At 61.1% G+C, this 22,738-nt stretch carries 23 protein-coding genes and 1 tRNA gene; 3 read left to right on the forward strand and 21 right to left on the reverse strand.

Annotated features, from left to right (window positions below; genetic code table 11):
* The first annotated feature begins 105 nt into the window (after nucleotides 1-105).
* Both BT179_RS17860 and BT179_RS17865 read left to right on the forward strand, forming a co-directional pair.
* Nucleotides 106-1,293, forward strand: a complete 1,188-nt coding sequence (locus tag BT179_RS17860; RefSeq protein WP_072431875.1) for a cyanate transporter — start codon at nucleotides 106-108, stop codon at nucleotides 1,291-1,293.
* A gap of 136 nt (nucleotides 1,294-1,429) precedes the next feature.
* Complete coding sequence (locus BT179_RS17865; RefSeq protein ID WP_072395089.1) at nucleotides 1,430-2,341, forward strand: DMT family transporter; 912 nt, start codon at nucleotides 1,430-1,432, stop codon at nucleotides 2,339-2,341.
* A gap of 21 nt (nucleotides 2,342-2,362) precedes the next feature.
* Here the strand turns inward: BT179_RS17865 and BT179_RS17870 are convergent, their stop codons facing one another.
* The 6 genes from BT179_RS17870 to BT179_RS17895 are packed head-to-tail and all read right to left on the reverse strand — an operon-like array spanning nucleotide 2,363 to nucleotide 9,258.
* On the reverse strand, nucleotides 2,363-3,772 hold the full coding sequence (locus BT179_RS17870; protein WP_072395091.1) for an amidase: 1,410 nt from the start codon (nucleotides 3,770-3,772) through the stop codon (nucleotides 2,363-2,365).
* 2 nt (nucleotides 3,773-3,774) lie between these two features.
* Nucleotides 3,775-5,115, reverse strand: a complete 1,341-nt coding sequence (locus BT179_RS17875) for an aspartate aminotransferase family protein (protein ID WP_072431876.1) — start codon at nucleotides 5,113-5,115, stop codon at nucleotides 3,775-3,777.
* Nucleotides 5,093-6,217 (reverse strand): aminotransferase class III-fold pyridoxal phosphate-dependent enzyme, encoded by a 1,125-nt coding sequence (locus tag BT179_RS17880; protein ID WP_072395095.1) that lies wholly within the window; start codon nucleotides 6,215-6,217, stop codon nucleotides 5,093-5,095. The genes BT179_RS17875 and BT179_RS17880 overlap by 23 nt, the downstream gene beginning before the upstream one ends.
* 8 nt (nucleotides 6,218-6,225) lie before the next feature.
* On the reverse strand, nucleotides 6,226-7,107 hold the full coding sequence (locus BT179_RS17885) for a TauD/TfdA family dioxygenase (protein WP_072395097.1): 882 nt from the start codon (nucleotides 7,105-7,107) through the stop codon (nucleotides 6,226-6,228).
* The gene (locus tag BT179_RS17890) at nucleotides 7,082-8,644 is read right to left on the reverse strand and encodes an AMP-binding protein (RefSeq protein WP_072431877.1); all 1,563 of its coding nucleotides are present in this window, start codon (nucleotides 8,642-8,644) and stop codon (nucleotides 7,082-7,084) included. Before BT179_RS17890 ends, BT179_RS17885 begins: the two co-directional genes overlap by 26 nt.
* The gene (locus BT179_RS17895) at nucleotides 8,641-9,258 is read right to left on the reverse strand and encodes a thermostable hemolysin (protein ID WP_072395101.1); all 618 of its coding nucleotides are present in this window, start codon (nucleotides 9,256-9,258) and stop codon (nucleotides 8,641-8,643) included. Before BT179_RS17895 ends, BT179_RS17890 begins: the two co-directional genes overlap by 4 nt.
* A 171-nt stretch (nucleotides 9,259-9,429) precedes the next feature.
* Between BT179_RS17895 and BT179_RS17900 the strand changes: the two genes are divergently transcribed.
* Complete coding sequence (locus tag BT179_RS17900) at nucleotides 9,430-10,365, forward strand: LysR family transcriptional regulator (protein WP_072431878.1); 936 nt, start codon at nucleotides 9,430-9,432, stop codon at nucleotides 10,363-10,365.
* 119 nt (nucleotides 10,366-10,484) lie between these two features.
* Here BT179_RS17900 and BT179_RS17905 read toward each other — a convergent pair.
* From BT179_RS17905 to aspS, 15 genes are all read right to left on the reverse strand, one after another.
* Nucleotides 10,485-10,560: transfer RNA gene (locus BT179_RS17905), tRNA-Lys, on the reverse strand.
* 63 nt (nucleotides 10,561-10,623) lie between these two features.
* Entirely contained in the window at nucleotides 10,624-11,316 is a 693-nt protein-coding gene (gene queC / locus BT179_RS17910; protein ID WP_072431879.1) for a 7-cyano-7-deazaguanine synthase QueC, read from the reverse strand.
* Between the two features lies 1 nt (nucleotide 11,317).
* The gene (gene queE, locus BT179_RS17915; RefSeq protein WP_072395115.1) at nucleotides 11,318-11,965 is read right to left on the reverse strand and encodes a 7-carboxy-7-deazaguanine synthase QueE; all 648 of its coding nucleotides are present in this window, start codon (nucleotides 11,963-11,965) and stop codon (nucleotides 11,318-11,320) included.
* Nucleotides 11,966-12,127: 162 nt separating this feature from the next.
* On the reverse strand, nucleotides 12,128-12,958 hold the full coding sequence (ybgF, locus tag BT179_RS17920) for a tol-pal system protein YbgF (protein ID WP_072395116.1): 831 nt from the start codon (nucleotides 12,956-12,958) through the stop codon (nucleotides 12,128-12,130).
* Between the two features lie 6 nt (nucleotides 12,959-12,964).
* Nucleotides 12,965-13,462, reverse strand: a complete 498-nt coding sequence (pal, locus tag BT179_RS17925) for a peptidoglycan-associated lipoprotein Pal (RefSeq protein WP_072395117.1) — start codon at nucleotides 13,460-13,462, stop codon at nucleotides 12,965-12,967.
* A gap of 52 nt (nucleotides 13,463-13,514) precedes the next feature.
* Nucleotides 13,515-14,816 (reverse strand): Tol-Pal system beta propeller repeat protein TolB, encoded by a 1,302-nt coding sequence (gene tolB, locus BT179_RS17930; RefSeq protein WP_072395119.1) that lies wholly within the window; start codon nucleotides 14,814-14,816, stop codon nucleotides 13,515-13,517.
* Complete coding sequence (gene tolA / locus BT179_RS17935; RefSeq protein WP_072395121.1) at nucleotides 14,813-15,874, reverse strand: cell envelope integrity protein TolA; 1,062 nt, start codon at nucleotides 15,872-15,874, stop codon at nucleotides 14,813-14,815. The genes tolB and tolA overlap by 4 nt, the downstream gene beginning before the upstream one ends.
* Nucleotides 15,874-16,326 (reverse strand): protein TolR, encoded by a 453-nt coding sequence (gene tolR / locus BT179_RS17940; RefSeq protein ID WP_161796096.1) that lies wholly within the window; start codon nucleotides 16,324-16,326, stop codon nucleotides 15,874-15,876. Before tolR ends, tolA begins: the two co-directional genes overlap by 1 nt.
* Before the next feature lie 23 nt (nucleotides 16,327-16,349).
* Entirely contained in the window at nucleotides 16,350-17,045 is a 696-nt protein-coding gene (gene tolQ / locus BT179_RS17945; RefSeq protein WP_072395123.1) for a protein TolQ, read from the reverse strand.
* The gene (gene ybgC / locus BT179_RS17950) at nucleotides 17,035-17,502 is read right to left on the reverse strand and encodes a tol-pal system-associated acyl-CoA thioesterase (RefSeq protein ID WP_072395125.1); all 468 of its coding nucleotides are present in this window, start codon (nucleotides 17,500-17,502) and stop codon (nucleotides 17,035-17,037) included. Before ybgC ends, tolQ begins: the two co-directional genes overlap by 11 nt.
* 128 nt (nucleotides 17,503-17,630) lie before the next feature.
* The gene (ruvB, locus tag BT179_RS17955; RefSeq protein ID WP_072395127.1) at nucleotides 17,631-18,692 is read right to left on the reverse strand and encodes a Holliday junction branch migration DNA helicase RuvB; all 1,062 of its coding nucleotides are present in this window, start codon (nucleotides 18,690-18,692) and stop codon (nucleotides 17,631-17,633) included.
* Complete coding sequence (gene ruvA / locus BT179_RS17960; RefSeq protein WP_072395144.1) at nucleotides 18,693-19,301, reverse strand: Holliday junction branch migration protein RuvA; 609 nt, start codon at nucleotides 19,299-19,301, stop codon at nucleotides 18,693-18,695.
* Nucleotides 19,302-19,414: 113 nt separating this feature from the next.
* On the reverse strand, nucleotides 19,415-19,939 hold the full coding sequence (ruvC, locus tag BT179_RS17965; RefSeq protein ID WP_024776477.1) for a crossover junction endodeoxyribonuclease RuvC: 525 nt from the start codon (nucleotides 19,937-19,939) through the stop codon (nucleotides 19,415-19,417).
* Nucleotides 19,940-20,091: 152 nt separating this feature from the next.
* Nucleotides 20,092-20,838 (reverse strand): YebC/PmpR family DNA-binding transcriptional regulator, encoded by a 747-nt coding sequence (locus tag BT179_RS17970; RefSeq protein ID WP_072395148.1) that lies wholly within the window; start codon nucleotides 20,836-20,838, stop codon nucleotides 20,092-20,094.
* A gap of 120 nt (nucleotides 20,839-20,958) precedes the next feature.
* The gene (gene aspS, locus BT179_RS17975; protein WP_072395150.1) at nucleotides 20,959-22,734 is read right to left on the reverse strand and encodes an aspartate--tRNA ligase; all 1,776 of its coding nucleotides are present in this window, start codon (nucleotides 22,732-22,734) and stop codon (nucleotides 20,959-20,961) included.
* Nucleotides 22,735-22,738: the final 4 nt, after the last annotated feature.

Genomic DNA, 22,738 nt, shown 5'->3' on the forward strand with positions numbered 1-22,738 from the left:
CACCTTCGGGCGCATCTAATTTTTCGATACCGCCCGCCAGTTTTCAGTTTGCCCCCGCCGCCGCTCCCCAGCCCTAATGATGCTTTGCTCAGTCAAGGCTCTGTTATGGAAAACGTTCGAACTTCAAGTACTCACGCCGTCTGGCTGATGGTCAGCGTGGTATTGGTAGCCCTGAACCTGCGACCCTCGATGGCCGCGGTCGGGCCATTGTTGTCAGCCATTCGCGGCGAGGTACCGTTGAGTTTCAGCGCCGCCTCGCTGCTGACCATGTTGCCGGTCATGGCCATGGGCCTGGCGATGTTCCTGGGCATGCGCATTGCCCTGCGCATCGGCGAACACCGCACGATCGTACTGTCGTTGTTGATCATCGGCCTGGCCACCGCGTCGCGCCTGTACCTGGACAGCGCCGTCGAACTGATCGTCAGCGCCGTGGTGGCCGGGTTGGGGATCGCCCTGATCCAGGCGGTGATGCCGGCCCTGATCAAGTCACGCTACAGCGACAATGTCTCGCTGTTCATGGGGCTGTACGTCACCTCGATCATGGGCGGGGCGGCACTTGCGGCGTCATTTTCACCCTTCGTCCTGTCGCAGACCGGTAGCTGGCGCATCGGCCTGGCCATCTGGGCGATCCTGGCGCTGGTGGCCCTGGGCTGCTGGTATGCCCAGCGCTCGTCCGTGACTCCATTGCCCGAAGCACCGAGCCGCAACCAGGAGTCGTTTTTCAGCAACGGCCGGGCCTGGTTGCTGGCGATTTTCTTCGGTTTGGGCACCGCCTCCTACACCTGTGTGCTGGCCTGGCTGGCGCCTTACTACGTGGAAAAAGGCTGGAGCGAGCAGCATGCCGGCCTGTTACTGGGGTTCCTCACGGCGATGGAAGTCCTGTCGGGCCTCGTCACCCCGGCCATCGCCAACCGCAGCCAGGATAAGCGCCTGGTGCTGGCCGTCCTGCTGGCCCTGATCATGGCGGGTTTCTGTGGCCTGATCCTCAGCCCGGAACGCTTCAGCCTGCTGTGGCCTTGCCTGTTGGGGCTGGGTATCGGCGGCCTGTTCCCGATGAGCCTGATCGTCTCCCTCGACCACCTGGACAATCCGCGCCGGGCCGGTGGCCTGACGGCCTTCGTGCAAGGCATCGGCTATCTGATCGCCGGGCTTTCACCGCTGATCGCCGGGATGATCCGGGATCAGCTGGGCAGCTTCGAATGGGCCTGGTGGTCGCTCACCGCGGTGATGGCACTGATGATCCTGATGGTGTTGCGCTTCAATCCCAAGCAGTACGCGCGGCATATCAGCTAGGCGGCCGATTCCTCTCGTCTCAACGAACAAGGGCCGCAATGAATGCGGCCCTGTCTTTGTCGAACCTTACCCATGACCGGCCGACGGACTTGCCCATCATGACATTCCAGTACGCACACACAGGAATAAGACCTTGATGAAAAACGTCGGTTTTGCGGCCGCTCACTGGGGCATGCTCATCTGGGCGATGCTGATCGCCTCGTCCTTCTTCGCGGCGGCCCAGGTCAGCCAGACCATCGATCCGATTCTGCTTACCGGCCTGCGGCTGCTGTTTTCCGCCCTGATGTTCCTGCCGCCGCTGCTGTTGAAAAACACCTCGCCCATCACCGCCAGGGGATTGCTGGCCCATGCCGTGCTCGGCCTGCTACTGGCGACCTACTTCGGTTCGCTCTTCGAGGCATTGCGCTATACCTCAGCGGTCAACACGGCGACGTTGTACACGCTGGTGCCGTTGATGACGTTGTTCTTCGAAGTTTTCCTGTTGCCCAGCCCGAGCCTCAAGAGCCGTTTGCTACCCATGCTGATCGCGGCGGCCGGGGCGGTGTTGCTGACACTCAAGGGGTCCGCGCCGGGGCAGATGCCCGCGCTCTACCCGGTGCTGGTCTTTGGTGCCGGTTGCCTGGCGATGGCGTTGTACTCGCCCCTCAGCCAGCGGTTCAAGGCCAATGCACTGCAAGGGCGGGATCCGGTGGCGATGACGTTCTGGAACATGCTGTTCGGCTCGCTGTTTCTCTTGGTGTTCTGCCTGTTCAGTGGCGGCTGGCGCAGCGGCTTGCAACTGTCGACGCTGGATATTGGCTGGCTGGTCTACCTGGCGCTGTTCGGCACTCTCGCCACGTTCTGGCTGTTGCACCGGGCCATCGGGGTGATCGCACCGTCAACGGTGATTTCCTACGTGTACCTCAACACGCTGTTCGTGACGCTGCTCAACTGGTTCTGGTTCAGGCAGCAACCGATGGCCCTGGAGATCATCGGCGCTGCGCTGGTGGGTGCGGGGATGCTGGCGCTGGTGATTTCAAGCCGTAACACGAGAACCGTTACGGCCTGAAATCGTCCCAGGCCGGTACGATCATACCGAGCCTGTAGGTGAAACCGGGCTCCAGCGCTCCAGCTCCCGTTCAAGGAAAGCCGCGACCGCCAACAACCGCTCTTCCTGCCAGTGGGGCCCGACGATCTGGATGCCGATGGGCATTGCGGTGACGGGATCGGTGCCGGCGCGGATCACCACCGCCGGCGAACCGCTGAGGCTGAACGGGAAGACGAAGGCGTAGCGATCGCGGTCCTGCAGGGACTCCCCATGCCGGAACGCGACGTCCGGGAATACCGGGCAGATGAACAGGTCATGCTGCTTGAAGAACTTCGCCAGCTGATAGCGGAACGTGTCGATCGCGATCCAGTCGCGCTTGACTTCATCCACGGTCAGTTCCACGGTTTCGCTCATGTCCAGCAACTGGGCGATGGCCGGTGTGAAGCGACGCTTGCTCATCGAGTCGAACAATTGCCGCCAGCCGCGCCCGGCGTCGGCGCCGGTGATGAACACCCGCCACAGCACATCGCAGGCCTCCTCGAGCATCGGCGGAGCCACCGGGCTCACTTGCGCCACCACCGTGCCCAGGCACCGCTCGACCTGTCGCAGCACCTGGCTTACCGCCGCGCTGACCGGGGTCCGGCTGGACTCCGAGAACAGCGCGACGCGCAGGCTGGCCAGCGGCTCGCTTTCGGCGAACGGTACATCGACGGTGTCCGGATCATGTCCGTCGGCGCCGCTGATCAACGGCCCGAGCAGGGCAAGGTCATCCACATAACGCCCCATCACGCCAAAGGCCGAGGTCATGTGGAACAGCCCGGAGCGGTCGTTGGGGAACTGGCCGGTCAGCGGCACCCGGCCCTGGGTCAGCTTCAGGCCGCAGATGCCATTGAAATGGGCCGGAATGCGCACACTGCCGCAAGCATCGGATGCCAGGCCGGCCGGCGAGCAGCCGGCGGCGATGGCTGCCGCCTCCCCTCCACTGCTGCCGCCGGCGGAGCGTTGCAGGTCGTGGGGGTTGAGGGTGCGGCCATAGATCAGGTTCTCGGTTTCGAAGGCCATGCACAGCTCGGGCACGTTGCTGATGCCCAGGATGATCGCGCCGGCCTGCCGAAGCCGGGCCACGGCCGTCGCGTCCTGCTGGCTGGGCTCGCCCAGCAGTTCCTCCAGCCCGCGGGACATCTTGAACCCGCGGACATGAAGGACATCCTTGATGGTGATGGGAATGCCGTGCAGCGGGCCGCTGATCTGCCCGACGCGGGCCATTTCGTCAGCCTCCCGCGCCTGGCGGCGCAGTTCCTCCACCGGAGCCAGCTGGATCAATGCATTGATCTGCCGGTTACGCTCGGCGATGCGCTGCAGGTAGAACTCCAGCAACGTGACGCTGGTCAGCACGCCCCGTCGCAGCAGGCCGGCCATTTCCCTCAAGGTCAGCGTATCGGGGTTGAACATGCTCACGACGCCTCCTTGCTGCGCAGCCACTTGTTGGGCAACTGATACATGTTGCGCACCACCAGGGAGAACGCCTTGACCGCCAGCGCCGGGCGTCGGTCAATGGCGGCCAGGGCTTCTTCGACCATCGTCAGGACATGACGCAATGCGTCGGAGGAAATGTTCAGCGGCGGATAGAAGCGCAACACCGGGCGCTCGGCCTTCTCGTTCATCGAATGCCCGGCATGAATACCGCGCTTGCCCAGTTCCATGCTCATCAGGGCTTCATAGACCGAGCCGCGCAGACGCAGGCCAGTCATCAGGCCCACACCCGGCACGTCCTCGACGATGTGCGGATAACGCAGCGCCAGGCGCTGCAGGCCATGACGCAGCAAGCCGCCGTTGACCCGCGACTGCTCCACCAGGTTGTGCTGTTCAATGTAATCGATGGCCGCGAGCGCCGAAGCGCATGCCACCGGGTGCCCGCCATTGGTACGCGTATCGGGCTCGATCTCGCTGAGCGGGTACTGAGTGGCCAGGCGCTGGCTGTACATGGCACAGGCGAAAGAGGTGTAGCCGCCGGTCAGGCCCTTGGAGAGGATCATGATGTCAGGCACCACGTCGTCATACTGCACGGCGAACCATTTGCCGCAGCGACCGAAACCGGTCTGGATTTCATCCGCCACCAGCAGGGTGCCGGTGGCATCGCACAAGGCCCGCAGGTTGGCCATATAGCCCACCGGAGGTACCTGCAGGTGTGCGCCGCCCAGGATCGGCTCGACGTACACGGCGCACACGCCCTCGCCCACGGCTTTGTGCAGGGCGGCGAAATCGCCATAGGGCACGCAGGTGACCTCCGGGGAGTCGATGCCATAGCTGCTGTGGTTCTGGCGCTGGCCGAGAATGCTCATCGCCGCCAGCGTCTTGCCGTGGTAGGAGCCACTCATCACCACGATCCCGCGCCGATGCGGCTGGATCCGCATCGCATAGCGCAGGCTCTGTTCCACCGCTTCGGCGCCGGACACCATGTACTGCACGTCGCCCCACTCCCCCGGCACCAACTGGCACAGGCGCTCGGACAATTTGTCCTGCAGCGGATGGCGCCGGCCTTCCGGCACCCAGGCCAGTTGGTTCAACTGCGCCTGCACCTGCTCGCGCACCATCGGGTTGCGGTGCCCGACGATGAACACCCCATAGCTGCATGCGCAGTCGATGAAGCGCTTGCCGTTGTGGTCGGTGACATGGATGCCATCGGTTTCCTGTTCGACCGTGGTCTTGCCCAGGCGATACAGCTTGGCTGCCGATGCGCTCCAGTGCCGCTGGCAATCGTCCAGCAGTTGTTCATGCGGCCTGAGTAAGGACATGGCTCAGCGTCTCCTTGATGATGTTTGCGGCACGTTGGATATGTTCGGGACGAGCGGTGATCGGGCAACGCAGGATCAACTCGCGACCGCGAGGAACGCTGACATAGACGCCTTTTTCATAGAGCGCCTCGCACACCGCGCTCGGTTGCAGGTCGTCGGTCAGCGGCAGGCTGACCCAGGCGCCTTCGGCCACGGCACCGAATGACGCCAGGGTCTGTGCCAGTCGCTGACCGTTCTCCTGGCATTGCCGGGGCGAGTCGTGGCTTTGCACGTAGTCGAGTGCGGTCAGGGCCGCCACGCAGGCCATTGGGTTACCGGCCGTGGTGCTGCCGTGCTTGGCTGGGCTGCTGCGGCCGTAGACCTGCCAGGCCATGCGCTCGCTGCAGGTATAGGTGCCGATGGGGATCGCACTGCCGCCCAGGGCACCGCCTAGCACGACGATGTCCGGCACGGCGCGATAGCGCTGGAAACCGAACAGCGTACCCAGGCTGCCAAGGCAGCTCTGGGTATCGACGGCGATGACCGGTACCGTTGCCTGCGCCGCGCGGGCGTGCAAGCGCTCGACCAGCGCCGGCTCGAGCATCTGCAGTCGACCGTTCGCATCGAGACGGGTGTTGCTGTGGCATACCGCGAAGCAATCGCTCCAATCCACCGTGTCCAGATCGGCAAGGTGACGAATGGCCACCCGCTTGAAGCCCAGGAAACCCTGCGCCGGCAGATCGCCCTGCGTGGCATTGAGGCAACGCCCGTAAGTCAGCGAGCCGTAATCGCCGCCCTGGACGAACACGATGGTGTTGCCCTTGGGCTTGAGGCCCTTGCACAGCTTCAGAGCGCCTTCGAAGGCTTCGTCACCGGAGCTGCACACATAGGAACTGACCAACGGCTCCGGCAGCAACTCCGCCAGGCGGCGGCACAAGGCAATCAGCGGTTCGGACATCAGCACCCGATTGGACAGGCCCATGACCTGCGCCTGACCAGTCACCGCCTCGATCACCGCCGGCACCTGAAAACCGAACCCGCCGGTCAGGTCGATGATCTGCCGGCCCTCGCCATCCAGGTAGGTCTCGTACTGCCCGCCAATAATATAGTTATCGTTTTTCATGGGACCTCTCAGCGATAGCTCAGGGCGTTGAAAATGCGCCGACGGTCGTCGACGATGGTTTCACGGCCGTGCATGACCCGACGGTTATCGATCATCACCACGTCATGGTCGCGCCAGCCCACCGCAACGGTGTACTGGGCCGATACTTCGGCGATCTCGGCCAGGAACTGGGCAGGAATCGCCTGCCCGCTCACCGTGTCGATCACCGGCGCTTCGTAATTGAACGACGGTCCCAGGATGCTGTTGGCAAAGGCCGGGCGCTGGCTGAAGGCGGAAGTGAGGATCGCCGAGGTGCTGAAGGCGTAGTGGATCGAATCGTCGGAGGGGTTGAAGGAAATCAGGGTTTGCGGATCATCGCCGATGATCTGCAGCAGATCATCGATGACCACGGCCGCCGGGTCCGACAAGGTCGGCGAGTAATGGCAGACCAGACGGCGCCACTTTTCCCCCGCCACGGTGCGGCTGTAGCGAATCGGGTTTTCTTCGAAAAAGCTGCGGCAGGCCGGGGACAGTTTCGCCAGTACCTTCTCACCGTCGCATATCGTGGTTTGCGAGCCCTTGCGCGGCGCTTCCTGGCAATAGAACCAGGTCATGTCCGGCCAGAACGGCGAGTTGCCATTTTCGCAGTGCAGCCCTACAGCCTGGCGCCCGGCATCCACCAACTGTGCCGCACCGCCAACCATGACCCGGGCCGGATCCAGGCTCAAACGGGAGCTGTTGCGCTTGACGTAGGCGCTGAAGTCCTCGGCGCTGTGGATGCAGTTGCGAAACAGCACGACACCGTAGTGCCCCAGCAGCTCGTACAGCTCAGCCTTGCCCAGGCTGGCGAAGTGATGGGCGTCGACGATGGAGACGTCCGGGTTTTCAAAGTGAAAGGCAGGTGTGCTCATTGGATGCGTTCCCTTGCAGAGTGGAAAAAACAGTGGCGATATCGGCGCGTTTCGGCCGGCCGGTAACGGTGTAGAGCTGCTCGATCAGCGGATCGTCCTTGGTCAACAACCAGAGCCGGTTCGGCCGCTCGATATCGGAAAAACGCCCGCTCGACCAGGCCACCAGCTCATCGCTGGGCGGTGCCGACTCGACGCACAACAACGCCACCAGACCGTGCTGCTCGTCGAAAAACACTGCGGCATCGTGCACGCCCGGGTATTTGCGGTACTCCAGCTCGACCTGTTCTGGGCTGACGTTGCGGCCGTTGGGCAGGCAGATCACGTTCTTCTTGCGTCCGTGTACATAGAGATAGCCGTCTTCGTCGAGCATCCCCAAGTCACCGGTGTCCATCCAGCCGTCGCCAGACATGGAGCATGCGCTGGGGTCGGTCCCCGAATAACCGCTGAACAGCGAGCTGCTCTTGACCTCGATGGTCTGGTCGGCGCCGATGCGCACCTGGACATGGGGAAGCGGCTTGCCGACGCTGCCCAGGCGTTGCTGTTCGCGGGTGTTCACACTGACCACCGAAGCGTTCTCGGACAGCCCATAGCCCTGGTACACCTCGATACCCTGCTCGGCCAGGTCGCGCAGTGCATCGATGCTCACCGCCGCGCCACCGCAGGTGATATGTGCACCGGACTTGAGGTAACGCCCCAGCCGCTCGCCCGGCTCGCCGCCGTCGTTCAGTTGCTCGAGGAAACGATTGACCATGACCGGCGGCACCGTCAGGGCCGTTGGCTGGACTTGCAGGATCCAGTCGACCAGACGTTGTGGCGAAGCGCCGGGTTCGCCGAGCAATGCTTCGCTCGGGGGCAGGAAATGCACGGTTCCACCGGCCAGCAGCGGCAGGTAGGCGGCGGTGACCTGTTCAAGCAGCAGACTCAGCGGCACCAGCGATAGGTAACGACGATGGGCACCGACCGGCATGCGCTCGCGCAGCGACGCCAGTACCGCACCGACAGCCTGGGTGCTCAAGCGCACGCCTTTAGGCCGGCTGGTGGTGCCCGACGTATGAATGATCTTGCAGATCCAGTCGCGATCACCCTCCGGCGCATGCAGCAATGGCTGCTCGATCACCGGCTCGTTCAGGCGCCGCAGGCGGCTGTCGGGAAAATTCAGCTTCCAGCGTTGCGCCAATGTCCGCTGCCCGGCAGCGTCCACCAGAAAGCCGTCACAGCGCTCGGCCAGGTGTTCGGCCTGGGATTGACTGAACGCCAGGGGCAGCGGCAGCGCGGTGATCCCGGCGAACAGACAGGCCAGGTCGGCTACCAGCCAATCGCTGCTGTTACGGGTCGCGATCCCCAATACCACGTGGTCGCCATGGGCCGGGCTGGCGAAGCGCAGTTGCAGCTCAGCCGCCAGGTTCAGCGCCCGGTGCTCCAGCTCGCCATAGGTCAGTTCCACCCGTTCGGTGGCCGACGTCCAGTCGACCGCGCAAATGGCCTGGGGATCGCTGTGCAACGCCTGCTCCAATTGATCGATGAATCCGCCACTCATGGTTGCGCCCTCGCCAGGGAATCGCTGGGCAGTTGAGTGAACGAGGTATTGAGGGTCATGGCCGCGAAACGGGAACGCTTCGGATCGACCCGGATGAAACCGGTCACCGGCAGCTTGGAATAATAGGTTCCCCAGTTCTTGCCGCCGTCGTCGGCCAGACGGTTGGGATCTGCGGTCAGCAACGGCTCGAAATCGATCTGGCAACTTTCCATCATTTGCCGAACGCGGGGCGTAACCGTGCACAACAGGTAATGCCCACCCATGCACCAGGACAACAGCGGAATCATATTAACGAGAATCATTCCTGCCGTAAGGTGATGGGAAATCAGGTTACCGATCTCGACAATATTCGAACGCTCGATCGTTTTTTCGAAACGCTCGGACAGGATTTCATCGATCGGTTGTGTCAGGTATTGCTCGGAAAACAGAATGCGGTGGTCCGCAAACGTAATACCGGCACATGCAAGAATGCGATCAGCCTGATCCTGAGTCACCGCAAAGTATTGTGGGTTCGGTTCAACGGATGCCGAATAAGAACTTCGAAACTTCTCTTTTACTACTTCAGTGGCTTGCACCCATAACGGTGTTTGAGTTTCAGCGACACGTATTTGCATTTCGTCCTCCTCCGTCCTTGTGCAGGATTTCTAAAAAAAGCGAGGCGAGCATATTTAAGAAAATTCCTACAAGCCATTTAAAAAATAAATTGCTTCCGCTAATATATAAATAAATGCCTTTGTCATAAAAACAAAGCACGCTAGCCCATGGATTGTGTCGAGAAGGACCTTATGCTCAATAGCAATTTGCTTAGAAAGCTGGACATGCAGGACTTGATGGTGTTCGTCGCGGTGTATGAGCAGAGCAGCGTTACCGAAGTCTCCGAAGCCCTGTGTGTCAGCCAGTCCACCGTGAGTTACTGCCTGAAGAAGCTGCGTACCAGCTTCGAAGATGAGTTGTTCATTAATACCCGTAGTGGCATGCGGCCAACAAACAAAGCCAATGCCATGTACAGCCATATCGTCAAGATTCTGCAGACGATAAATACCTGCCACTCAGGCCTGCAAACCTTCGACCCCATGCAGAATGAAATAACTTTCAATATTTGTGCGCCGGAATACTTCGAGTTATTGATTCTACCCAAACTGGTCAAGCGTTTTATTGGCAGCCACTTTCCCATAATTATCAATATAACGAAATTCCATAAAGATATTCCCGCCGAGGAACTAATGGATGGTCGTTTCGATCTGGTCGTTTGTTTCGGCCCCAACTTTCATCGCGGTGCCAAGGGGCTGCGCTCGCAAGTACTACTGGAAGATGAACTGGTCTGCGTGATCGATAAGAATTTTGACTTCCCGCAGGAGGCGTTCAGCCTGGAAGCGTTCGTCGCTTGCCAACACGTCTTTCCGACGCCCTGGACCTCCGACACCAACATGATCGATGGCTGGCTCGCCCGACAGGGCTATAGCCGACAGATCGTCGCTCGGGCCAACAGCTATGTGGCGGCGTTGAACATGATCACCGGGACCGAATTCGTACTGACCCTGCCCCGACGCATCCAGGCCCTGACCTGCGACGAAGACAGGTTCAGCCATCGCAAGGCACCGACCGGCTTGCCGAATTTCACGCTGGATATGATGTGGAGCGAGAAACCAGGCCAGGACAGCGCCAACGTCTGGTTTCGCGAGCAGATCGTGAAAATCTGCGCAGAGGATGGCCTGCTCTGATTCCAGCCCGGAGCCGCGGTTCGTCTCGCGGCTCCGGGCCAGTGAGTTTTCTACAGGCAAAAAAAAATCCGGAAATCCTCACTTTCGTGGGCCTTCCAGACTTTTAAAACTGCTGAATATGGTGGGTCGTGTAGGATTCGAACCTACGACCAATTGGTTAAAAGCCAACTGCTCTACCAACTGAGCTAACGACCCGCTTCGTGGTGGCGCGTATAATACTGATTTCTAAGGACTATTCAACACCTAATTTGAAAAAAATCAAAAATAAGGGGTTGGATCGCTCACGCCCGCCGCTGCGAAGCCTTCGGCGCGCAAGCGGCAGCTGTCGCATTTACCACAGGCACGGCCCTGATCGTCCGCCTGATAGCAGGAAACGGTCAGTCCATAATCCACGCCCAGCTTCACACCTGCCTGGACAATTTGCGCCTTGCTCAGATTTTGCAGTGGCGCCTGGATGCGAAAGCCCTGGCCTTCCACACCGGCTTTGGTCGCCAGGTTGGCCATGCGCTCAAAAGCCTCGACGAATTCCGGGCGGCAATCCGGGTATCCCGAATAATCCACCGCGTTGACGCCGATGAAAATGTCCCGCGCCCCCAGCACTTCAGCCCAACCCAACGCCAGCGACAGGAATACCGTGTTGCGTGCAGGTACGTACGTCACCGGTATGCCTTCGCTCGGGGCTTCAGGGACATCGATAGAACTGTCGGTCAACGCCGAGCCGCCAATGCCGTTGAGGTTCAGGCCGATCACCTTGTGTTCCACCACGCCCAGATCACGGGCTACCCGCTCGGCGGCTAGCAGTTCAGCACGATGGCGCTGACCGTAGTCGAAGCTCATGGTATAGCAACGGTAGCCTTCGGCGCGGGCCATCGCCACGACCGTTGCCGAATCCAGGCCGCCGGACAACAGGATGACCGCACGTTTTTCCACTGTGTTCGATTGCTCTGTCATATCAGCGCCCCGGCTCGTCGTTCCAAAGATATTTATGCAGCTGCAATTGCAGGCGCACCGGCAGGTTATCTGCCACTACCCAATCCGCCAGATCGCGAGCGTTCAAGTCGTGATGGCTGGGGGAAAACAATACCTCCCCCGCTCGCTGGTCGAGCCCGTACTGAATGAGCTTGGACACAGCCCAGTCGTAATCCTCACGCGAGCAGATCACGAACTTGACCTGATCGTTGCGTGTCAGCAGCTCGATGTTTTCGTAACGGTTGCGATGCGCCTCCTTGGAGCCTGGGGTTTTCAGGTCCAGGACGCGACTGACCCGCGTATCGACCGCCGAGATATCCAAAGCGCCGCTGGTTTCCAGCGAGACCTCGTAACCGGCATCACACAGCCGTTTGATCAAGGGAATGGCATTGGGTTGCGCCAGCGGCTCGCCGCCCGTAACGCAGACATAGCGCGGACGATAACCGGCCACTTGCTCAAGGATATCGTCGAGGGTTCGCAGAGTGCCGCCGCTGAAAGCGTAGGCACTGTCGCAGTATTGGCAGCGCAACGGACAACCGGTGAGCCGCACGAATACAGTGGGCAGCCCGGCCGTTCGCGTTTCACCCTGCAACGAGTAAAAAACTTCGGTGATTCTCAATGTGTCTTGCATAGTCGCCACGGGCGTAACAGCTAAACAGGCCGTCCGCCTCCGTCAGGCACTTCAAGGAACCCCGCCAACGCGCGGGCCCCAAAAAGCGTGTTTCATGAAAAGGGCGTGAATTCTAACGAAAAAACCCGCGACAGGCGCGGGTTTCTTCAAAAGCTGGCAGGTCTACATCCGCTGCAAGTCACGCTGAGCCAACTGAGCGGCGGATGTGCCCGGGTACTGGGCCACCACCTGTTGCAGGATCCCCTTGACCTTGTCGGTATGGCCGAGGCGACGCTCAACATCAGCAAGCTTGTATAGCGAATCCGGGACCTTGGCATGCTTTGGGTACAACTGGGAGACCTTGGCGAACGCCTGTCCGGCGCCTTGCAGGTCACCCTTTGCCAGGTTCACTTCACCCAGCCAGTACTGGGCGTTGCCCGCGTATTGGCTGTTGGGGTATTTGCGCAGGAAAGCGCCGAAGGCCTGGCTGGCCTTGTCGAAATCCTTGGCCTTGATCAGGTCGAAGGCAGCGTCGTAATAGAGCTTTTCCTTCGCCGGATCAGCCGGCTCACCGCCGGCGGCAGGTGCTGGAGCGGTTGCCCCCGCGCCTGCAGCTGCACCGGGGGCATTCAAGTCGCCACCGGCTGGAGAATTCTCAGGAGTCGCGGCAGGTGCAACACCGGTTCCTATGCGCCGATCAAGATCCTGGTAACGTTCCAGGTTTTCCTGCTTCATGCGCGATACTTCGTTTTGCAGCACTTCAATCGCGCCTTGCTGGCGTGATATCTGATCCTGCATTTGCTGCAGTTGGTTGAACAGCTCGCCCTGTGCCGAGACAGGGGCCGAAACCCCTCCCCCGGCATAGGCGCCGTTCGTACCGTAACCCGCAGGCGGATAACTGCTCCCGCTATTGTTATAGCCGGAATCGTTATCGACCACAGGAACCGCAGCCCACGCCGCAAGCGGCGCGAGGCTGAGAGCCAGAACAGTTACAGCACGACGGCACGTTCGCATGACGAATTACTTACGCAGTTCGACGCGACGGTTTTGAGCCCAGGACTGCTCGTCGTTGCCGGTAGCAACTGGACGCTCTTCGCCGTAGGAAACCAGTTCCAGCTGAGCTGGGGAAACACCTTGCAGTACCAGGTAGCGCTGAACGGCTTTCGCACGACGCTCGCCCAGAGCCATGTTGTACTCACGAGTACCACGTTCGTCGGTGTTGCCTTCCAGGGTAACGCGGTTGCCGTTGGCTTTCAGGTCCTTGGCGTGAACGTCCAGAGCGCGCATGGCTTCTGGCTTCAGGTCCGAGCTGTCGTATTCGAAGTAGAAGGTGGTGATTGCGCGCAGAGCAGCTTCTTCGCTCAGGGAGCCGTCAACTGCACCAGTGTTTGCGCCGTAACCAGCGTTTGGATCAACAGCACCTTCACCGGCGTTGTCGCCGCCTTTGGACGAGCAACCTACAGCTACAGCCATGGCCAGAGCCAGCGCAGCAAATTTACCAAACTTCAGCATTTCCATCGTGAAACTCCTAATGAACCCCAGTGTGTTAAGTAAAACGTATTGCGCCGCGTCAGTTCAGGTAAGGGGACCAGGACGGTTCTCTGACTTCGCCTTGAGCGGTAGGAAGCGGGAGCCTCACGCGTCCGTTAATGGACACGAGCATCAGGACTCCCCGGCCCTGCTGGCGGGTGGCGTAGATTACCATGGTGCCGTTGGGCGCAACAGTAGGCGACTCGTCCAGAGTGCTATCAGTGAGGATTTTTACGCTACCGCGCTGCAAATCCTGAGCCGCCACCTTGAAATTGGTGAAGCCATCCTGGCGATGGATCATCACCAGGGTCTTTTCATCCGCCGACAGTTTAGGGTTGGCGTTGTAGTTACCCACGAACGTCACGCGTTCTGCACCGCCGCCACCGGCGCTGGTCTTGTAGATCTGTGGCTTGCCGCCGCGGTCGGAGGTGAAGTAGATGGTCGAACCATCCTTGCCCCAGAACGGCTCGGTATTGATGCCCGGGCCACTGGTGACGCGGGAGATCGATCGCGAAGCCAGGTTCATCACGTAGATGTCCGGGTTGCCGTCCTTGGACAGCACGAACGCCAGGCGGCTGCCATCCGGCGACCAGGCCGGCGCCCCGTTCAGGCCTTCGAAATTGGTGATCTGCTCACGACGACCGGTGTCGATGTGCTGGACGAAGATGCGCGGACGCTTCTGCTCGAACGACACATAGGCGATGCGCTTGCCATCGGGCGCGAAACGCGGAGACAGGATCGGCTCGCGCGATTGCAGCAGGGTCACGGCGCGAGCGCCATCGTAGTCGGAACGCTGCAGGGTGTAGCGGGTGTTCTTCTCGGAAAAGCGCTCGGCCGTCACGTAGAGCATGCGGGTAGAGAACGCACCCTTGATGCCGGTGAGTTTCTCGAACGACTGATCGGAGATGTAGTGCGCCATGTCGCGCAGTTGATCGACACTGCCCGACACGCTGCCGGTCAGCACTTGCTGCTCGGTGGCGACGTTGAACAGGGCGTACTGCACTTGCAGTCGGCCACCGGCCGGCACAATGCTGCCAACCATGATGTACTGGGCGCCCAGGGCCTTCCAGTCACGGTAGATGACTTCGCTGGCCTGGGTCGGCAGGCTGATCATGTTCTGTTTCGGAATCGGCGCGTAGTAACCCGAGTTACGCAGGTCATTGCCGATGATTTCCGCCATGTCGTCTGGCAGGACGCTACCGCCCTGCCAGCCGAACGGTACGACGGCGATCGGGGTGGCCCGATCGCTGCCGCTGGTGACCAGAATGTTCTTTTCCTCTGCCACCGCTATCCCTGCCAGGCAGCAGATAACGACAAGCATTCCTCGAAGAAGGTTTCTCACAAGGCTAGATCCTCAGGTGTGAATGTCATCTTGAATGAACGATACGGAGCGAAATCGCTCGGCTTCATTCCTTGCATTTCCGTCAATCGTCCAATGTTCTTGACCGCTGCAACCGCCGAAGCATCGAAAGGCCCGTCACCGCTGGACTTGGCCACGCTGACCGAGGCCACCGTGCCATCAGGCAACATGCCAATCTGCAATACCACCGTCATGCCTTGACGCGCCGAAGGTGGACGAGCCCAGCCTTCCGCCGCCCGGGCACGAATCAGATCATCGAAACTGCCGGCGACTTCATCGCCCTGCTCATCGGCCAAGGCCTGCTGGCGCTCCGGCGTGTCGGAAAGCAAATCTGCCAGGGCCTGGGCCTTTTTCTCTTCGGCGGATTTACGCGCTGCGTCCTGGGCCTTTTTCTTGGCGGCGTCGGCGGCGGCTTTCTTCTTCGCGTCTTCGGCGATTTTCTTTTTCGCCTCTTCAGCTTCAGCTTTCTTCTTGGCGTCTTCGGCCGCTTTCTTCTTCGCGTCCTCGACGATCTTCTTCTTCGCCTCTTCAGCGGCCGCTTTCTTGGCCTCTTCTTCCGCGGCTTTCTTGGCTTCTTCTTCGGCTTTCTTCTTGGCTATATCAGCCAATTGTTTCTCTTCTGCCTTCTTGGCCTCGGCGGCTTTCTTCGCCTCGTCGGCTTTCCTGGCCTCGTCAGCTTTCTTGGCCTCGTCGGCCTTCTTCGCTTCTTCGGCCTTTTGAGCAGCTTCCTCTTTCTTTTGTTCCGCGGCCCTTATCGCTTCCTGCTCGACCTTTTTCTGCTCCATCTGCTCGACTTCGGTCTGGCGCGCGGCAGACTTCTTCGCCTCGCCGGCAATCTTCTGGTTGGTCTGCGTGGTGGCCTGGCTCTTGGACTTGAGCTGGTACAGGGTCGCCTGCACGATCGGCTTGGCCGGCGGCAGCTCCGGGGTCATGGAGAAACTGACGAACAGCATGCCGAACACCAGCACATGCAGGCCAATCGCCCAGACGCTGGGCCAGAAGTAGCTTTCCGAGGCGGATGGCTCTCGCTGTTGCTGCATCAGGGCGCCTCAGTGATTAAGCCAACATTACCGACTCCGGCTTTCTGCAGACCACCCATGGCGCCCATCACGGCACCATAGTCGACGGTCTTGTCGCCGCGAATGAAGACCTGGGTACGCTTGCCGGCATCGTTGCCGACGCGAATGATCTTGGTCACCGCATCGGTCATCTGCGGCAAGGTCATGGCCCGGTCCTGCTGCTTCTCGGTGTCGACTTCGCTGCCAAGGTTCCAGTAGTAGGTCTTGTCAGCCTTGATCGAAATGGTCAGCACCTGGGTGTTGTTGTCCTGCGGCAAGGCTTCGCTGGAAACCTTGGGCAGATCGACCTTCACCCCCTGGTTGAGCATCGGCGCGGTCACCATGAAGATGACCAGCAGCACCAGCATCACGTCGATGTAGGGCACCACGTTCATCTCGGCGACCGGCTTGCGCTTGTTTCGGGCTCGAGCGATTAAAGCCATTGGGAAATACCTGCTTATTCTTCGCTGGTGTGCACTTTACGGTGCAGGATCGCCTGGAACTCATCGGCGAACGTGTAGTAACGGCTGGTCAGCGTTTCGCTGCGGGCAGCGAAGCGGTTGTAGGCGATAACGGCGGGGATGGCCGCGAACAGGCCAATGGCCGTGGCGATCAGCGCTTCGGCGATACCCGGGGCTACGGTGGCCAGGGTCGCCTGCTGGGCGGTGGCCAGGCCGCGGAAGGAGTTCATGATCCCCCACACGGTACCGAACAGGCCGATGTACGGGCTGACCGAGCCGACGGTGGCCAGGAACGGCAGGCCCTGCTCGAGCTTCTCTTCCTCACGGGAAATGGCGACGCGCATGGCACGGGCCACACCTTCCATCACCGCTTCAGGGTCGACGCCAGGCTGCTGGCGCAGGCGGGAGAATTCCTTGAAACCGGCGCGGAAGATCTGCTCGACGCCCGAGTCAGGGTCCGGGTTGCTGCCGGCCTGGCGATAGAGCTTGGACAGGTCGATGCCGGACCAGAAGCGCTCTTCGAAGCTCTCCAGGGCACGGCGACCGGCGCGCAGCATGTTGCTACGCTGAAATATCATGATCCATGAAGTCACCGATGCGGCTACCAGGGTCAGCATTACCAACTGCACTACAACGCTGGCATTGCTGACCAGGCTCCACATGGAGGAATGGTCGACGACGTTAGCTTCCACGCTTTATCTCCTGCTCTGAGTGTGTACCCGCGCCGCTCACGCCGGCAAAGGCCGCGCGTAGAGCTTCGGGAATGGCCCGGGGTTTCAAACTATGGGTGCGCACACAGGCCACCAAAAACTGCCCTTCGCAGAGCAGCGCGTTATCCGTTGCCCGCCTCACCTGCTGCTTGAAGCGCAGGCTGGCACGGTTCAATTCGATGACATCGGCACTTACCAGAAGCTCGTCGTCCAGTCGCGCCGGCGCGTGGTAGCGCGCTTCGCTGGAATGCACGACGAATAACAGGTCCTCCCCTGCCAGCGCGGATTGGGCGAAACCCAGTTCCCGCAGCCGTTCGGTTCGAGCCCGTTCCATAAACTTGAGGTAATTGACGTAGTAGACGATGCCGCCGGCATCGGTGTCCTCGTAATAAACGCGACAGCGATGTGCGAACGACTCCAGCCCGTTTTGCGCGCGCATACTCTAGTGCTTACTCCTCAGGTTGCCAATCCGGCCAGGCAACTGTTTTTTCATTCTCGAGTGCATTGACGCTCCGGGCGTTGTCTGGGACAGCACGAACCGGAAAAAAGTCGCCGCAAAGAGGTCGGTCAATCGTCCACGGCATCGAGGAATTCGTCTACCACTGGCATCTCCCCCATTCGTGTCGGAATGTTTAAGCCAAAGTGCAGATAGGCATGCCGCGTCACCACGCGCCCGCGAGGGGTGCGCATGATATAGCCTTGCTGGATCAGGTAAGGCTCCAGCACATCTTCGATGGTATGGCGCTCTTCGCTGATGGCCGCCGCCAGGCTGTCCACGCCCACCGGCCCGCCATCGAACTTCTCGATCATGGTCAGCAGCAGACGGCGGTCCTGATGGTCGAAGCCACGCTCGTCGATGTCCAGCAGGTTCAACGCCAGGTCGGCAATCGGCTTGGTAATGTGCCCCTTGGCCCGGACCTCGGCGAAGTCCCGGACCCGGCGCAGCAGGCGGTTGGCGATACGCGGCGTGCCCCGGGCCCGACGGGCCACTTCGTAGGCACCCTCCGGATCCAGCGGCAGCCCGAGGATACCTGCCGAGCGACTGACGATCGTCGCCAGGTCCGCGTTGCTGTAGAACTCCAGGCGCTGGACAATGCCGAACCGGTCGCGCAAGGGATTGGTCAGCATGCCGGCGCGGGTGGTGGCCCCCACCAGGGTGAACGGTGGCAGGTCCAGCTTGATGGAGCGCGCCGCCGGCCCTTCGCCGATCATGATGTCCAGCTGGAAATCCTCCATGGCCGGGTACAGCACCTCCTCGACGATGGGCGACAGCCGATGGATCTCGTCGATGAACAGCACGTCATGAGGCTCGAGGTTGGTCAACAGCGCCGCCAGGTCTCCCGGCCGCTCAAGAACCGGCCCCGACGTGCTTTTGATCGACACGCCCATTTCCTGGGCGATGATGTTGGCCAGGGTGGTCTTGCCCAGCCCCGGCGGCCCGAAGATCAAGGTGTGGTCCAGGGACTCGCTGCGCCCGCGGGCGGCCTGGATGAACAACTCCATCTGCTCGCGCACGGTCGGTTGGCCGATGTAGTCGGCCAGGCTGACCGGGCGAATCGCACGGTCCTGGATTTCCTCGCGGTCACGGGGCGCGCCCGTGGCGGCGATCAGACGATCGGCTTCAATCACTTAAATCATTCCCTTCAGGGCACGGCGGATCATATCTTCGGTGCTCAGGCCTTTTTCCTTGATGGCGGAAATCGCCTTGCTGGCTTCCTGCGGCTTGTAGCCCAGGGAGATCAGCGCCGTGACCGCATCGTTTTCGGCGCTGGCCGCCGGCATCGGCGCGTCCGGCTGGTTCGGCACCAGGGCGAACATGGCCGGCACCGTTTCCCAGGCCTTGAACCGGTCCTTGAGCTCGACCAGCAGGCGTTCGGCGGTTTTCTTGCCCACGCCTGGCACCTTGGTCAGTGCGGAAGTGTCCTGGGACTGCACGCAACGAATCAGCTCGTCGACTTCCAGGCTCGACATCAAGGCCAGGGCCAGTTTCGGACCGACGCCATTGAGGCGGATCAACTCGCGGAAGAAATCCCGCTCGCGCTTGCCGACAAAGCCATAGAGTAACTGCGCGTCCTCGCGCACGACCAAATGGGTATGCAATGTCAGGGGCTCGCCGACCGACGGCAAGCGATACAGCGTGGTCATGGGCACTTCCAGCTCATAGCCCAGGCCATTTACATCCAGAATCAGGTGCGGTGGCTGTTTTTCAGCCAGGGTGCCGCGCAAGCGTCCAATCACGTTTCAGATCCTTGGGCGTTGGCCAGCCGCTGGCTGGCAGGTAACAACCGGGGCATGAGGCCGACGACACAGGCACTCGATGCTCAGGCTCATGAATGATTGCGCAGATGCTATCAGAGACGCAGGCGGCCGCCACGACTGCGTGCGGTTCCCAGCCCATGAGGCAAGAGACTGGAACGGGTATGGGCATGACAGATGGCTATGGCCAGGGCATCGGAGGCGTCGATCTGCGGCTTGCTGACCAACTTCAGCAAATGCATCACCATCATCTGCACCTGCTCCTTGTTCGCCGCCCCCGTTCCGACCACGGCCTGCTTGACCTGGGTCGCCGTGTATTCGGCGATCTCCAGGCTTTCCTCGGCCCCGGCAACGATCGCCGCGCCCCGGGCCTGTCCCAGCTTCAATGCAGAATCGGCATTGCGCGCCATGAACACCTTTTCGATCCCCATGGTGACCGGGCCGTAGGTCTGGATGACCTCGCGCACCCCGCGATAAACGATCTGCAGACGCTCATGCAGCTCGCCCGCCCCGGTACGGATGCAGCCGGAAGCCACATACACGCAGCCACGCCCGGTGTCGCGAACCACACCGTAGCCGGTGATACGCGAACCAGGGTCGATACCAAGGATTAAAGTCATAACGCCTGCGGTTCGAAGAGAATTTGACCAGACCTATGGGAGCGAGCTTGCTCGCGATGGCGTCGGGTCAGCAAGCACAGTGCTGACTGAAGTATCGCTATCGCGAGCAAGCTCGCTCCCACATCGGCATTCGTGCAGTTAAAAGGAAGCCATCAGCCCAGCTGTTCAGCCACCGACTCCGGAATGTCGGCGTTGGAGTAGACGTTCTGCACGTCATCCAGGTCTTCGAGCATGTCGATCAGCTTGAGGACTTTCTCGGCGCCCTCCAGGTCGAGCTCGGCGCTGGTGGTCGGTTGCATGACGATTTCCGCGTCGGCTGGCTTGAAACCGGCAGCCTCCAAGGCGTTGCGCACCGCGTAGAAGCTGGAGAACGACGTGAACACGTCGAACGAGCCGTCATCATGGCCGACCACGTCGTCGGCATCGGCTTCCAGCGCCGCCTCCGTCAGCGCGTCCTCATCGAGCCCCGGCGCAAAGCTGATCTGGCCCTTGCGCTCGAACAGATAGGCCACCGAACCATCGGTTCCCAGGTTGCCACCGCACTTGCTGAAGGCGTGGCGCACGGCAGCGGCGGTACGATTGCGGTTGTCGGTCATGCACTCGACCATCACCGCCACGCCGCCCGGACCGTAACCTTCATAGGTCAGCTCTTCGACGTTATCGGCCTCGGTCGCACCGGCGCCGCGGGCGATCGCCCGATCGATGATGTCGCGGCTCATGTTCGCACCCAGTGCCTTGTCCAGGGCCAGGCGCAAACGCGGGTTGGAACCTGGATCACCGCCACCCTGGCGGGCCGCGACCGTCAGTTCACGGATCCACTTGGTGAAGATCTTGCCTCTCTTGGCATCCTGACGTTCTTTGCGGTGCTTGATGTTCGCCCACTTGGAATGACCTGCCATAACTCGCTCCGGTTTCTCTCTTGAAACATCGCCCGCCCTGCACGGATGCAGCCGCCGGCAATCAGAAATATCGACACCAACGAAAAGGCGCATCCGAAGATGCGCCCTCAGGTGCCAGCCTTACTCAGCCTTTGGCTGTTCGCGCAGACGGATATGCAGTTCGCGCAGAGCCTTGGCATCCACTTCCCCAGGCGCCTGGGTCATGACGTCGGCCGCGCTCTGGGTTTTCGGGAACGCGATCACTTCACGGATCGACTGGGCGCCGGTCATCAGCATCACCAGGCGATCCAGGCCGAAAGCCAGGCCGCCATGGGGTGGTGCACCATACTTCAGGGCGTCCAGCAGGAAGCCGAACTTCTCTTCCTGTTCCGCTTCGTCGATGCCCAGCAGGCGGAAGACCGACTGCTGCATTTCCTTGCGATGGATACGGATGGAACCGCCACCCAGTTCAGTGCCGTTGAGCACCATGTCATAGGCACGGGACAGCGCGGTCGCCGGGCTGGCTTCCAGCTCCTGCGGCGTGCACTTGGGTGCGGTGAACGGGTGGTGCAGCGCGGTGAAGCTGCCGTCATCGTTCTCCTCGAACATCGGGAAGTCGACCACCCACATCGGCGCCCACTCACAGGTAAGCAGTTCCAGGTCGTGACCTACCTTGATCCGCAGCGCGCCCAGGGCCTCGCTGACGATCTTGGCCTTGTCGGCACCAAAGAACACGATGTCGCCATCGACCGCGCCGACGCGATCGAGGATCACGTTCAGGTTGGCTTCGGGGATGTTCTTGACGATCGGCGACTGCAGGCCCTCGACGCCTTTGGCGCGCTCGTTGACCTTGATATACGCCAGGCCCTTGGCACCGTAGATGCCGACGAACTTGGTGTAGTCATCGATCTTGCTGCGCGGCATGCTCGCCCCGCCCGGTACGCGCAAGGCGGCTACGCGGCTCTTCGGATCGTTGGCCGGGCCACTGAAGACCTTGAACTCGACTTCCTTGAGCTGGTCGGCAACGTCCACCAGTTCCAGCGGGATACGCAGGTCCGGCTTGTCGGAGCCATAGCGGCGCATGGCCTCTTCGAAGGTCATGTGCGGGAACTCACCGAATTCCAGGCCCAGCACTTCCTTGAACAGGTTGCGGATCATGCCCTCGGTCAGGCCCATGATGTCTTTTTCGTCGAGGAAGCTGGTCTCGATATCGATCTGAGTGAACTCAGGCTGACGATCGGCACGCAGGTCTTCGTCGCGGAAGCATTTGGCGATCTGATAGTAACGGTCGAACCCGGCCACCATCAGCAGTTGCTTGAACAGCTGTGGCGATTGCGGCAAGGCGAAGAAGCTACCGGGGTGGGTACGGCTCGGCACCAGGTAGTCGCGAGCGCCCTCGGGGGTGGCACGGGTCAGGATCGGCGTCTCGACGTCGATGAAGCCGTTCTCGTCCAGGTAGCGACGGATGCTGGTGGTCATGCGCGAACGCAGACGCAGCTTCTCGGCCATCTCGGGACGACGCAGGTCGATGAAGCGATAGCGCAGACGGGTTTCTTCGCCCACATCGGAGTATTCGTTGAGCGGGAACGGCGGGGTTTCCGCTTCGTTGAGCACTTCCAGCTCATAGCCCAGCACTTCGATCATGCCAGACGCCATGTTGGCGTTGCCGGCGCCAGCCGGACGCAGGCGCACCTTGCCGGTGATCTTGACGACGTACTCACTGCGCACGCGGTCGGCCGTGGCGAAGGTTTCAGCGCGGTCCGGGTCGAACACTACCTGGGCCAGGCCTTCACGATCACGGATATCGAGGAAAATCACCCCGCCATGGTCACGGCGACGATGGACCCATCCGCAAAGAGTAACTTCCTGACCTTCCAGGCTTTCGTTCAGTTGGCCGCAATAATGGCTGCGCATCATGGTA

Origin of the sequence: Pseudomonas sp. NFACC43 (assembly GCF_900119645.1) — a bacterium.
Taxonomy (GTDB): Bacteria; Pseudomonadota; Gammaproteobacteria; order Pseudomonadales; family Pseudomonadaceae; genus Aquipseudomonas.

Coding starts and splice junctions, on each gene's coding strand:
- BT179_RS17895 (WP_072395101.1), bottom strand. CDS start 9,258: ATGCAAATACGTGTCGCTGAAACTCAAACACCGTTATGGGTGCAAGCC.
- queE (WP_072395115.1), bottom strand. CDS start 11,965: ATGCAAGACACATTGAGAATCACCGAAGTTTTTTACTCGTTGCAGGGT.
- tolA (WP_072395121.1), bottom strand. CDS start 15,874: ATGCAGCAACAGCGAGAGCCATCCGCCTCGGAAAGCTACTTCTGGCCC.
- BT179_RS17900 (WP_072431878.1), top strand. CDS start 9,430: ATGCTCAATAGCAATTTGCTTAGAAAGCTGGACATGCAGGACTTGATG.
- BT179_RS17890 (WP_072431877.1), bottom strand. CDS start 8,644: ATGAGTGGCGGATTCATCGATCAATTGGAGCAGGCGTTGCACAGCGAT.
- BT179_RS17880 (WP_072395095.1), bottom strand. CDS start 6,217: ATGAAAAACGATAACTATATTATTGGCGGGCAGTACGAGACCTACCTG.
- BT179_RS17860 (WP_072431875.1), top strand. CDS start 106: ATGGAAAACGTTCGAACTTCAAGTACTCACGCCGTCTGGCTGATGGTC.
- pal (WP_072395117.1), bottom strand. CDS start 13,462: ATGGAAATGCTGAAGTTTGGTAAATTTGCTGCGCTGGCTCTGGCCATG.
- aspS (WP_072395150.1), bottom strand. CDS start 22,734: ATGATGCGCAGCCATTATTGCGGCCAACTGAACGAAAGCCTGGAAGGT.
- queC (WP_072431879.1), bottom strand. CDS start 11,316: ATGACAGAGCAATCGAACACAGTGGAAAAACGTGCGGTCATCCTGTTG.
- ruvC (WP_024776477.1), bottom strand. CDS start 19,939: ATGACTTTAATCCTTGGTATCGACCCTGGTTCGCGTATCACCGGCTAC.
- BT179_RS17970 (WP_072395148.1), bottom strand. CDS start 20,838: ATGGCAGGTCATTCCAAGTGGGCGAACATCAAGCACCGCAAAGAACGT.
- ybgC (WP_072395125.1), bottom strand. CDS start 17,502: ATGCGCGCGCAAAACGGGCTGGAGTCGTTCGCACATCGCTGTCGCGTT.
- BT179_RS17875 (WP_072431876.1), bottom strand. CDS start 5,115: ATGTCCTTACTCAGGCCGCATGAACAACTGCTGGACGATTGCCAGCGG.
- ybgF (WP_072395116.1), bottom strand. CDS start 12,958: ATGCGAACGTGCCGTCGTGCTGTAACTGTTCTGGCTCTCAGCCTCGCG.
- BT179_RS17885 (WP_072395097.1), bottom strand. CDS start 7,107: ATGAGCACACCTGCCTTTCACTTTGAAAACCCGGACGTCTCCATCGTC.
- BT179_RS17865 (WP_072395089.1), top strand. CDS start 1,430: ATGAAAAACGTCGGTTTTGCGGCCGCTCACTGGGGCATGCTCATCTGG.
- BT179_RS17870 (WP_072395091.1), bottom strand. CDS start 3,772: ATGTTCAACCCCGATACGCTGACCTTGAGGGAAATGGCCGGCCTGCTG.